This is a genomic window from Butyricicoccus sp. OF27-2pH9A, assembly GCF_027693185.1.
In the GTDB taxonomy this organism is placed as follows: Bacteria; Bacillota; Clostridia; order Oscillospirales; family Butyricicoccaceae; genus Agathobaculum; species Agathobaculum butyriciproducens.
In genome coordinates, this window is sequence record NZ_JAQEXK010000006.1 from 125,047 (window position 1) to 137,391 (window position 12,345).

Here is a 12,345-nt window from a genome sequence, read left to right on the forward strand (position 1 = left end):
CTGTTCTGTCTGCCTGCCAGTCTGCTATACTGGTTACAGTGAGAGAACCGGCACCGATATTTTCTCTCCTACAACACGGCAAAGGAGTTTTGTGTTATGGGAAAAACCGCTATCCCGTCCGTTTTTCCGGCGGAAGGTACTTACGAACTGTCCACACTTCATGTTAATCTTTCCTGCGCGGCACCGCATGCCGTGATTCGCTACACAACAGACGGCACCGAGCCGACATCGAACAGTCCGGTCTATCACCGAGAAGCAGGTCTGATTCCGGTCAAACATACCGACGGAGTGGAATCCGTCACCATCCGCGCTTTTGCGCAGGCAGATGGTCTGCAGCCGAGCGATACTGTTGCGTTTACCTACCGTTTTGCCTGCCGCCCCAAAGGCGTATTCCGCCATTCTCTGCTGCGCGAACCGTCGGATACGGTTGCCGGTCTCATCCGTATTGAGGATTTCGATCTCGACCGCATGTATCTCATCATAGGTCAAAAACGCGCTGCACTGATTGACGCCGGCTGGGACTATGACGGTGATCTTCCGGCGCTATGTCACGCACTTACCGGCGGTCTTCCTGTCGATCTGCTCATCGCACATGGTCATCCCGACCATATTGCACAAGCTGAAAAATTTATTGAATACGGATGTAAGGTCTATGCTCCCTATGCTGACAAATCTATGAAGCAATTGGACTGCGGATTGGACTTTACCCATATTGAGGATTTGAAAGGCGGCATGCGCTTTGATCTCGGCGGCACCGTACTGCAAATCTATGCTACGCCCGGACATACCCCCGGCAGCGTTGTTGTTTTAGATGAAAACACAGGTGATCTGTTTGCATCCGATTCGTTTGGCAGCAACCGCCGTGAAATTCCGGACAGTGCATGGCTCCAACTGAGCGGATACTCACTGGAAAGCTGTCTGCGCTCTCTGGAGACTTTTCTTGATGCCGCAGGCAATAAATGCAAACGCATTTTCACTGGCCACAACGCAGAAATGATGGACGCCCAACAATATTTGTCCACCTTGCGCAAAGCTATGCACAACGCTGTGGATAACGGTGCAGCCTGTCTTTCTCCCTCTCTGCGCAGCGCAGCCGAGTCATTCGGCTCCGGCTCTATTGCCGTAGAGGGTGACTGGCGGCATGACCCGATTTGGGCCGCAGCTAATCTGCAATTCCTGTACGATGTCGACACACAACAGGATCCGCCGCGTTATGCACCCGGTTTTGATCCAAAGATCAAAACCATACTTTGAAATCATTCTCCGCATCTTTCGACTCATCTCTCTTCTCTGCCGCCGATCGGTCCTCCGGTCGGCGGTTCTTCTTAGTGTGAACAAATATGGGGTGATTTTTACGTCTCTCCGCCAACTCCGAAAAAACACCCCCATAAATCAAAAAATACCCGCATTGGAAAATTGGTAAGAAACCGGTATGCTTATATCATCAAAAAGAAATACGGGAGGGAAGACGATGAAACGTGAATATTGTCTGGATATCGACGGCAACGTATATACCCTTGGTGATCTGAATATGTTTCTTGACAATAAGGAGCCAATTTCCTATCCGGCAGTTGACTCACAGAATCCGACTAAGCCCTTCTTTACCGGAAGCATCCGGCAAGAAGTCGAGATAGATGGCATAGCACGTTCGTTCCTTCTGTATATTCCTCAGCATTATCCAATTTCGGGCGCAGGCATCTTCCTGTATCCGGATGACAACGTATCTGCCGAAGACTATCTGGAAAACAGCGGCTGGAAGCCGGTTGCCGAGCAGACCAATGCCGCATTGATCGTACTTGAATCCCGTTCCGGTGGCTGGGATAAAAAAGATGTTCAAAGCGAAATCAGTTATAGCGAAGCGGTTTTCAAAAAATCCATTGCCCGCGTGTATTTCAGCATGAACGAAGCCACTTACTACTGCATGGGTTTCGGAAACGGCGCTTACGTTGCAGCAGCATATGCCATGCTCAACTCGGCATTGATTGCAGCTGTCGCTCTGGATGGAGACTACGACCTGCATCCGGATTTAATGGCACAGCTCCGCAGCATCCGCTCTGACCGAGAAGCAAACAAGTCCAAACTGGATGTGGCGATGCCGGCCTGGCTGATTGGCAAAGCTACTCCTCTGTTGGACAGCCTGAAACGTGCAGCCGATGTCAGCGACGAACAGCTTTACAACGATGCGGCATATATCTATCGTCAAAATCTCAAGCAGTATTTTGACCAGCCGAACGGTCTGCCGATGGTGGAAATCTGGCACACCGAACCCGGTCGATGGAATCCCGAAGCAGATGAAAAATACCGCCGCATGGCAGAATTTGTGCTCCGCTTCAAACGGTGGTTGAGCATCGGCAACGGCGATTTCCGACCCGCTCGAACATGGCAGGACATGAGACTTCACCGCTTCACCGCCGAGATAGACAACAGACAGCGCGAATGGTTCGTATACGAACCTACGGCACTCCGTACCGGCAAGCTGCTGCCGTTGGTACTGGCCATTCATGGATACAGCTGCACCGGCGAACTGTTTGCAGAAAACAGCAGTTGGCACGAGTTAGCCGAACGGCGTGGTTTTCTTCTGGTTTATGTTTCCGCTTTTCCCGATAACGGCATCAGCGGCGGACACACCGTGCCGCTTCCTTCGTGGAATGCGCTGAATATCCATGCGCAAACCGATGATGTGAAATACATTGACTATGTATTGAGCAGTGTTAAAAACTCCTATCCGGTTGACTCTGAACGTGTTTACGTTTCCGGTCACTCCAATGGCTCTCTGCTGACGCAGCGGCTGATGGAGGAACGACCGCTTGCATTTGCAGCCTTCGGACCACAGGGCGCACCTTATCATATGGGATTGGACGGTACTGCTGTTGATCGTACTATCCGCAAGGATGGCATCATCCGTCCGGTATGGCTGATGATGGGGGCCGAGGATATCGGCGATCAGGATAAGTTGGATTGCGGCTCGATCAACGACCGTTTTCTCGATATGATGTGTGAACTGAACGATCTCGATCGCACAGGTGGCATTGACCGTGAAAACGGCAAGTATCATACCCGCACCTTTGTGAACGCGGAACGCGTTCCGTTGGTAAAATTCACCGGCATCACGGATACGCCGCACACCTACACGCCGGAATTTGCCCAACTGTATTGGGATACGTTTTTCTGTCACTTCCGCAGAAAAGCCGACGGCACGATCATTTACACAGACTAATCGTTATTAGAGAAAAAAGAATGGAGGGATTCCTATTAGCACGATACTGGAAATGCGGGACATCACGAAATCGTTCCCGGGTGTGAAAGCCCTCGACGGCGTGAACCTGAAAGTGGAAAAGGGTACTGTCCACGCACTAATGGGAGAAAACGGCGCAGGCAAATCTACACTGATGAAAATCCTGTTCGGTCAACAGCCTCCTGACAGCGGTACGATCCTGTTTAACGGACAGGAAGTCCACTTCAAATCAGTAAAGGAAGCGGTAAACGCGGGCATCTCGATGATCTATCAGGAACTCAGCCCGATCAAGGAACTTTCCATTGCGGAAAACGTATTCGTCGGCCGCTATCCGAAAACCAGAGCGGGTGCGATCGACTGGAAAACCATGTACGATTCTTGCCAGAAGATCTTTGACCGCTGGGGACTCAATTACAATCCTCGCACCAAGATCAAGATGCTCAAAACTGCAGATATTCAGATGATCGAAATCATCAAGGCTATCTCGTTTAACGCACAGCTTGTTATCATGGACGAACCGACTTCCTCCATCTCTCAGAACGAGATCGAGATGCTGTACGACTTCATCCGTGCTCTCAAGCGTGAAAACATCACCATTATTATCATCACGCACAAGCTGGATGAGGTATACACCATCGCAGATGAAGTTACCGTCCTCCGTGATGGTCAGTATATCGGCGCCAAGCCGATTGGTGAACTCAGCCGTTCCGAGCTGATTAAGATGATGGTAGGCCGCGAAATGACCAACCTGTTCCCGCCCAAGGACATCGGCTACGGCGATGTTCTGCTGGAGGTCAAAAACCTCAATAACGGTGCCAAGGTAAAGGACATCTCCTTCCAGCTGCACAAGGGCGAAATCCTCGGCTTCGCTGGTATCGTTGGCGCCGGCCGTACCGAGACCATGCGTTCGATTTTCGGACTTGATCCATGTGAGTCCGGCGAGATATACTTAGAAGGTCAGCAAATCAAAATCCGCTGTGTACGCGATGCCATTAAGCACGATATTGTAATGGCGACCGAAAGCCGTAAGGACGACGGTCTGGTGCTCTGCCGCTCGGTAGAGGAGAACATCATGCTGCCGTCGCTGTACCGTCGTTCCAAGGGCGGTATCCTGGATGTAAAGAAAGAGCACGAAATCGCAGATTCTGCTTCCAAGCGTCTGTCGGTTAAGACCAGTTCACTGTCCACGATGGCTAACTTCCTGTCCGGCGGCAATCAGCAGAAGCTGATCCTGTGCAAGTGGCTGCTGATGGATCCCAAAGTGCTCATCCTCGATGAACCGACCCGAGGTATCGATATCGGTGCAAAATGGGAGATTTACAACATCATTATTGATCTGGCAAAGCAAGGGGTAGGCGTAATTCTTGTTTCGTCCGAAATGGAGGAAGTCATCAACCTGTCCGACCGCGTGATGGTCATGTGTGAGGGACAGATCAACGGCTGCCTGCATAAAGAAGACGGCATTACGCAGGAAAAGATCATGACTCTGGCATCGGAGGTTCAAAAATGAATAAGAAAAAAGAAGGATTGTTCAAAGGCGCATCTGTTGCGGAACTATACAGTAAATTCGGTGTTGTACTGATTCTGATCCTCTGCCTGATCATCGGCACCATCCTTTCGCCGGAATTCCTTACCGGCTCCAACCTGATGAGCGTAGCGCGAAATGTCGGCGTTTACGCAATCATTGCACTCGGCATGACCCGACTGCTAATTGGCGGCGGTGTTGACCTTTCCGCTGGCTCCAACGTAGCATTCTGCAGCGTTATTGTTGCGGTTATCTACGCACAGACCGGCAGCACGCTGATGGCCGTTATTGCTGCTATCCTCTGCGGTATGATCATCGGCGCGATCAACGGTTACTTTGCAAGTTACATCGGCCTGATGCCCTTTATCGTTACACTAGCCACCCAGATGACGGTTCGCGGTCTTGCCTATCTGGTAGCAGGCGGTGCTCCTGTTTATGGTGTCAGCAGTTCGATTATCTTCCTCGGTCAGGGCAATGTCGGTGGATTCCCAATGCTGCTGATCGTTGTACTGGTTGCAACCGCAATCATGCTGTTCGTTATGACCCGCACTTCGCACGGCCGCTATCTGTACGCCATCGGCGGTAACCCGGAAGCGGCAAGCGCATCCGGTATCAACGTAAAGCGTCAAGTGTTTGTTAACTACATTATCATGGGTCTGATGTGTGCCTTTGCCGGCATCCTGTATGCAGGCCGTACCAACAGTGGTCTGCCGGCAGGCGGCGTAAACTTCGAGTTTGAGGCCATCATCGGCAGCGTACTCGGCGGCACCAGCATGGCAGGCGGCATCGGCAACGTGGCTATGTCCATCGTAGGTATTTATGTTGTAGGTATTATCAACAATGTTATGAACCTGTGCAGTGTCAACGCATTCTGGCAGCAGGTTGTAAAGGGTATCGTTATTCTGATCGCGGTACTGCTCGATATCTTCACTCGCAATGCGATTATGAAATCCACGAAAAAGCGTTAAATCGCTTGTATACGGATTTTATGATAGAACCATGAGAAAGAGAACGGAGGAAAAAGAATGAAAAAGAGATTACTGGCGACATTATTAGCAGCAAGCGTAGCACTCTCCCTGGCAGCATGCGGACGAGGTGGCAGCTCCTCCGGCGGTGACTCCGCAGACGGTGAGCAGGCGCTGAACAAGCTCGGCTATATCTCCGCTGCATGGAGCGATGATTACTGCAAGCGTCTGAACGATGCCATCGTTGAACACGGTCCGGAATATGGCTTTGAGGTTGAGGCACTGAACGCCAGCCCGAACGGCATGATGGACGTTACCGGCTATATTGAAGCCACTGAAGCACTGGCCCAGAAGAACATTGACGCTATTCTCTGTCAGCCGCTGTTCTCCGTGCCGGATATGCTGATGCAGTTCCAGCAGAAGGATGTTAAGGTTGGCTTTGTCAACATCGTACCGCAGATTTCGGATTCCAGCAAGGATCTTGATTTCTGCTACGCGGGCAGCTCGGAGGAAGCAATCGGTGCTCAGCTGGCGGAAGCTATGTCCCCCGGCTTGAAGGATGGCGCAAAAATCTGTGTTATCTGCCTGCCGTATGGTCAGGACAACGCCGCAGGCCGCCTGAAGGGCCTGCAGGACTGGTTCGCGGCAAACCGCCCGGACGTTGAAATTCTCGAGGTCAACTATGTAGAGCGCAACGAGGCTACTCTCGCACAGAGTATTTTCGAAGACTGGATCCAGAAGTATGGTGTCGGCGGCTTTGACGGCGTAGCAACGCAGAGCTCGATGCAGACGCAGGGCATCGTAGAAAGTATGAAGGCTCTCGGCCTGAACAACACCAACTTTATCCTCGGCGGTATCTCCGCCTCGAGCAGCGACTGGATCAAGGAAGGCACTGAATACTGCGATCTGTATCAGGATCCGGATCTGGAAGCAACCACTGCACTCGATATGATGCGTCACATGGTAGACGGCACCACGAACGAACTCGAGTTCCTGGACGGCGCACCGACCAAGAACTTCGTAAACGTTCCGATGACTACCCTGAATGCCGATAACGCGGATGAGTATACCTCTGATGCGCTGGCAGCAAAGTAAGCAGTCTCCTCTTCTTTATATAAAGCCTCATGCGAAGAGACGCGGCACCATGTGCCGCGTCTCAGTTTGTCGAGAAACCCGGTTGCGCATTAAGCTACAATTGGGTTTCTATCATATTTAGAACAAGTCAAAAGCAAGAAACGGAAATAATCCTTCCATTTTCCATATCGCTAGCTTTTTCAAATTCATAGCGCTTATGAAACTGTTCCGATAGGCAAAATATCGTGTAAAACCGTCCCGTTTGGGTCGGTTTCTGCCTTTTGGGACGCTAGAAATTGGGGAAATCCAATGGTGAAAAAAGCATTCGGACGGTTAATGGACGGTAAAAATGGGGGATTTGCTTTTGTATTTTATGAGGTCTGTGGCTGACATTTGGAGGATAGAAAGCAGAAAGATAAAGATATTATATAATTGCCCCAAAATCATGTAGACTTAGTTAAACATGCACGGGTGTTTCACGATTTAATTGCTCTAGCACCAGTTCCATGCTTTTCTGCCAATACTTTGCGTTGGGAATATGAATCGGTTTCCGTTCTTTCTCCACGGTCTTAAACAGCGGTAGCAGCAATTTCCTGGCGAAAGTCTGTCGATCGTTGCTGGCGTACATATCTTTGAGCGTTTTAGCTGTTAAGCTACTGCCTAGTCGTTCGACAATGGTCTTTAGCTCGTTTTGCGTGACAAGATGTTCCTCAGTCAGCGCCAAAAGTTCCCGCTCGATTATATGGCACATTTGCTCGGCATCATCTTCGATAAAATGATCCATCACCACCGAGGATGCTTTGCCTGCCAGCGCGCCGCCGCCAAAGGCTCCGGCCAGCCCACCGATCACACCGCCGACAGCGGTACCGATGATCGGAACTGCTGAACCGATTGCAGCGCCTGCGGCGGCACCGCCGACCCAGCCAGCAGTGCCTCCAGCAACAGAGGATGCGGTATTGGTCACATTCTTGAATAGCTGTTTTCCGGAAATACGGCCGCGGAAGATATTCACTACATCACCTGCAGATAGAATAACAATCGAGGCCGAGCCGGTAATGATGTTGCCGCGCAGTAATTTGGAGGCGCTCTTCATTGCTGCTGCACCATAGATGTTCTTGCCTTGGCGAAAAGCATTTACAAGCAGAGCAGAGGTTTTCGGACCCATCACACGGACAACCGCTTCGCTGCTTCCTACCAGTAAACTGTTTAATCCGGCTTTAGAGAGCTGTCCGGCGAAAATAGCGGTTACAAATGAAATGCCGCCGACCTTCAAACCGCTGTACGCTGCATTTTTTAGAGCGATTTCAGGCGTATCACCGTTCCAAACCGAAGTAGCAAAAGTAAGTACCGCCGTTACGCCAAAGGCCGAGGATGCAATAATCATACCGTTTGCTGCATCATAGGTCAGTGACTCTACTGTTCCGGCTTTTGCGATATTTTTTGCCTGTTCGTAGGTAAAGTGTCCCTTACGCACGATCTGCTGTGCTTCATTAGGATCAGATACTCCCGGGACTTCGCCGCGGCGAATACGTTCCTGCATGGCCTGTATAGCCGATTCATATTTGTCGCTGGGAACTTCGATTTGCATCGGTTTTCCGTCTGAACCTATGTATCGGAATTGACCATTTTCGAAGCATTCAGAAATGCACTTACCGCCGGTTTTACAATATTTCGACTGGATTTCCACACCGTCTACCAGACGATCGGCACCATTCTTCGCGTTGTCATCACCAAGGATACGCGCATCGTGTCCAGTGTATCGGTCATACAGCGTATTGGCACGCTCGGCTGCAAAGCCATGTCCGCGTACAGCGTGAAACTTTTCCTCGCCATATGCAGTAGCGCCGGAGCTTACATTACTGTACACCGTTCCGGCAGTTTGCGAATGTTTCAGTTTTCTTTGGGAGGATACCCTTTTATTTTTTTCGGAGTCCACCGCTCCCAACCTCCTTGGTGTTGTTAAAGCTGCTTCAAACGAGTTCTCACCTGCTTGATCGTCTGCAGATACTTTCTAACGATACGCTGACAGGTTTCAAAATTATCTGGATCTTCCTCTAAATCGGGCAGGTAAAGCTCTAGTCCCTGTAAGCATTTTGCAGAGGCTTTCTGCAACTGTGTGGGGTTCTCGCCATCGGCCAATAGTTCGTCAATTTCTTGTTCGATTTCGCCATCTGATTCTTCCAGCAGTTCGATCAAAGACTGCGCTTCTTCTACAAAGGAATCGAGTTCATCCTCATCATATTCTAGCACATCGTTGACCTGCAGTAAAACCTCTTTGATATATTCTTGTGCATCGTCAATATCCAGTGCTTCATTACCATCAGATAAAGCCAGCGGCTCAGATTCTGCAGACAGCTGTTGGGCGGATTGATTCGATTCATTGCTGGTATCCTGCTCTTCGTTGAGGCCATCCAGAAAACTCGATGCCAGATCAAGAAGTCCGCCTGCAATATCCCATCCGGTAGGTGCAGTTTCAATCTGATACAGCTCAGTCAGCAGCTCGTTAAATGCCGCCAGATTATAGGACGAAGGAAGAGAACGATAGTTGATTCCTTCATCATATCTGCAAATAGAATTATCATCGCTATGGTAGAAACCATCTTCAGCGAACAAAAAACCTTTTTTACCGCTGCTAAATACGGTTTCATCAATTAAGCCAAAAACATCTTCTTTCCTGACATTTCCAGCATAAGTCATACATGCGTTGTTAATCAATTCCGTTGGAATACGTCCGTATACATAGCACGGGTATACGGAATTGCAACGCGGCAGATATTCCTGAATGACTGCAATTTTCTTTTCTCGCTTTCCCATAGTGGTCTGCTCCATTCTAAATAATCGTTAAGCCCTAAAAATGATAAATTTGACAATTACGATTGCGATTGTCGAAATCTGTATATCTGCATTATACACTGAAAGTTATAATATTTCCACCCTAAAAGTTTATTCTTTGCTGTAACTATCCGGGGTACACTAAACGAAAAGAGTCAACGGAGGAGCAGCATGGACTGGGTAGCTATCGGCGGACGCATCCGCAAGCAACGCGAATATTTGGGACTGACACGCGAGCAGTTTGCCGAAAAACTAGATATTACGCCCAAGTTTTGTGCAGATATTGAATTGGGTACCAAGGGTATGTCCGTTCCAACACTGTGCCGTATCGCAACTACGCTCAGCCTGTCCACCGACTATATTTTGTTTGGAAATCAGGAGAAAAAAGATAAACTTTGGGTGTTCAAGGCGCTTGCTCCGATGATAGAGAGTGTAACGCCGAGTCAGCTTCCTTATCTGGAATCCGTACTGAAAACTGTTATTAGTGCTATGAATCATAAAGAGTATTAGTAGGAGAAATATATTTGAGTAGTTCAGAAAATAATGAGATTGTTTACCATTACTGCAGTCTTGAAACGTTTAAAAATATTATTGCTAATAAGAGCTTATGGCTTTGCGATGTACAAAAAAGTAACGATAGTAAAGAATGTATGGCATTACCAGAGCGCATTAAGGAATTGGCCGTAGAGCAGAATCTAAGAGAGACCTATCCGCCGGAACAGCGTAAATTATTTGATCGGTTTATCAATTTCCTAGGCCACTCGGTTCGGCATACATATACAACATGCTTTTCACGTAAGCGTGATGATTTAAATCAGTGGCGCGGCTATGCTTCTGATGGAACAGGGTTATGTATCGGATTCAGAAAACACTTTTTTATGCAACTCAATAAACCGGAGTGGCCAGTGCTTCTCTTTAAATCTGTTGATTATACGGAGAAAGGCATCGAAAATTGTGCTGAAAGCTATCTGGAGGAGCTTAAAGGTATTATAGATGATTCTATTAAATACGGTGAGCGCATGTGTAATACAGATCAGGATGAATTACTGCACCGACTATTCACAACATCATCCACATTTAAAAAAACTTCGTTTTATGAAGAAGCAGAAGAACGTTTGATTTTTAGTACGTCTTCATATGTAACAGATTATCTCCGTATACAAGTACAGAAATGTGCAGATGTTTATTTGGATCGTGAACGACAAAAATATTTTGAAGAACAAACACATGATTTTAAATTGTCTGATTTGAGATATCGAATAGCAAGAGATCAGTTGCAGGGTTATTACGAATTATCATTTGCACCTATTAAAGATGAACTAATAAGTGAGATTATTATTGGGCCTAAATCACTGGTGCAAGAAGAGGATATTTATCTATTCCTAGCTGCATGTGGCTATCATGAGAAAGCGTTGGACGATGGAAAACGTAATCAGTTTGTAGTAGATGATATAAATGTTTGTACTTCGAAATTGAGTTATCGTTAAGAAAAGCCGTATGCTGATAAAGCATACGGCTTTTCGGTTACTTATCCAGTAGCTTAGCCCTTGCGTAAAACCGCGTTTTACTCATGCCAAGCAGATTCATCGCCTGTACAGCGGTAATCTCACCGCTGCGCCATCGGGCGACAACGCGCTCAAAATCGGGATAGTCCTTCGCGGCTTTGCCGCGATACTTACCTTGCGCTTTAGCGATAGCAATACCCTCTCGCTGGCGCTGTAAGATATACTCTCGTTCCAGCTCTGCGACCGCTGCAAATACGGTCAGCATAAATTTGCCGGTCGGCGTAGTGGTGTCGATCGCTTCTTTGCGGCTGACAAACTCGACTTGCTTTTCGGTCAGACGCTCTACCAGATCGAGTAGATCACGAGTGTTGCGGGCAAAGCGGCTGATGGACTCGACAATAACCGTATCACCGCGCCTCACATATTCCATCATACGACGCAGTTCGGGACGGTCAGCGTTCTTGCCGCTGGCCTTGTCGATGAACAGTTCATCGACACCGAGTTCGCGGAGCATAATTTCCTGTCTTGCGGTATTTTGTTCTTCTGTGCTGACACGCACATAACCAATTTTCATAGTACGTTCTCCTGTCAAAAAAGAATTTCCTGTTTAAGTCGGTTGAAATTTCGGGACGTTCCAAAACTCCAAAACCGACTTAACCGGGACGATTTCCAAGCGTTCCGTATAGGTATACCCAAACTGAACTGTTCGTTACGGTTGTTTTCAGTATTCGTCACGCTCGATGAATTCGAGCATTGCTTTGCGCTGAATACGCCAGCGATTCCCGACGCGGAACGCCGGAATTTCGTTTTCATGCAGAAGCCGCAGCATGGTGCCGCGGCTGACCTGCAAAATCTGCTGACACTCATGCAGTGTCAAAACATCGGGATATTGGTCCGGATTCATGCTTATCAGCCTTTCTATGCAGTTTATTGTACTGTTTTGCACAGAAAAGGCTGATTTGTTATTTGGACACATCTTTGTCGCGCAGCACATGGATTGCTGCCGCCACCGCCGCGACAACCTTAATGCCGAACAGCAATGTGTTCTTGATTACCTTCATTGGGTCACCACCTTTCTTAATATGCGTAGAGCAGCTCACCGGTCATTTCGTGGAGCAGGGTCGGATCGTAGAGCATTTCCTCAATCTCCTCCTCCGAGCAGCCGTAGTCGAGTAAAGCCTGTATCTCATCAGCCGAAACGCCAAATGC

The 12,345-nt window shown here is 48.6% G+C and carries 11 protein-coding genes; 7 read left to right on the top strand and 4 right to left on the bottom strand.

Annotated features, from left to right (window positions below; genetic code table 11):
• Positions 1-96: 96 nt before the first annotated feature.
• The 5 genes from PG722_RS06805 to PG722_RS06825 all read left to right on the top strand — a co-directional run bounded on the left by PG722_RS06805 (position 97) and on the right by PG722_RS06825 (position 6,820).
• Positions 97-1,254, top strand: coding sequence for an MBL fold metallo-hydrolase (locus PG722_RS06805; protein WP_270580050.1), 1,158 nt, complete (start codon positions 97-99; stop codon positions 1,252-1,254).
• 217 nt (positions 1,255-1,471) lie between these two features.
• On the top strand, positions 1,472-3,217 hold the full coding sequence (locus PG722_RS06810; RefSeq protein WP_270580051.1) for a PHB depolymerase family esterase: 1,746 nt from the start codon (positions 1,472-1,474) through the stop codon (positions 3,215-3,217).
• 52 nt (positions 3,218-3,269) lie between these two features.
• Positions 3,270-4,745: a sugar ABC transporter ATP-binding protein gene (locus tag PG722_RS06815; protein ID WP_270384618.1), complete on the top strand. Its 1,476-nt coding sequence runs from the start codon at positions 3,270-3,272 to the stop codon at positions 4,743-4,745.
• Positions 4,742-5,728 (top strand): ABC transporter permease, encoded by a 987-nt coding sequence (locus tag PG722_RS06820; RefSeq protein ID WP_270384619.1) that lies wholly within the window; start codon positions 4,742-4,744, stop codon positions 5,726-5,728. The genes PG722_RS06815 and PG722_RS06820 overlap by 4 nt, the downstream gene beginning before the upstream one ends.
• Before the next feature lie 57 nt (positions 5,729-5,785).
• The gene (locus PG722_RS06825; protein WP_270580053.1) at positions 5,786-6,820 is read left to right on the top strand and encodes a substrate-binding domain-containing protein; all 1,035 of its coding nucleotides are present in this window, start codon (positions 5,786-5,788) and stop codon (positions 6,818-6,820) included.
• Between the two features lie 436 nt (positions 6,821-7,256).
• On the opposite strand, the gene PG722_RS06830 is transcribed toward PG722_RS06825, so the two are convergent.
• Positions 7,257-8,735 carry a hypothetical protein gene (locus tag PG722_RS06830; RefSeq protein ID WP_270580054.1) on the bottom strand — a complete coding sequence of 493 codons (1,479 nt, stop codon included), beginning with the start codon at positions 8,733-8,735 and terminating at the stop codon, positions 7,257-7,259.
• A 23-nt stretch (positions 8,736-8,758) separates the two neighbouring features.
• Positions 8,759-9,613, bottom strand: a complete 855-nt coding sequence (locus PG722_RS06835) for a hypothetical protein (protein ID WP_270580055.1) — start codon at positions 9,611-9,613, stop codon at positions 8,759-8,761.
• A 189-nt stretch (positions 9,614-9,802) separates the two neighbouring features.
• On the opposite strand from PG722_RS06835, the gene PG722_RS06840 reads away from it, so the two are divergent.
• Positions 9,803-10,141, top strand: coding sequence for a helix-turn-helix domain-containing protein (locus tag PG722_RS06840; RefSeq protein ID WP_270580056.1), 339 nt, complete (start codon positions 9,803-9,805; stop codon positions 10,139-10,141).
• 14 nt (positions 10,142-10,155) lie between these two features.
• A complete protein-coding gene (locus PG722_RS06845) occupies positions 10,156-11,118 on the top strand; it encodes a DUF2971 domain-containing protein (protein WP_270580057.1) in 963 nt (320 codons plus the stop codon).
• A gap of 37 nt (positions 11,119-11,155) precedes the next feature.
• On the opposite strand, the gene PG722_RS06850 is transcribed toward PG722_RS06845, so the two are convergent.
• Together PG722_RS06850 and PG722_RS06855 are read right to left on the bottom strand one after the other, a co-directional pair.
• Positions 11,156-11,710: a recombinase family protein gene (locus PG722_RS06850; protein WP_270580058.1), complete on the bottom strand. Its 555-nt coding sequence runs from the start codon at positions 11,708-11,710 to the stop codon at positions 11,156-11,158.
• Between the two features lie 147 nt (positions 11,711-11,857).
• The gene (locus tag PG722_RS06855) at positions 11,858-12,040 is read right to left on the bottom strand and encodes a helix-turn-helix domain-containing protein (RefSeq protein WP_270580059.1); all 183 of its coding nucleotides are present in this window, start codon (positions 12,038-12,040) and stop codon (positions 11,858-11,860) included.
• Positions 12,041-12,345 lie beyond the last annotated feature (305 nt).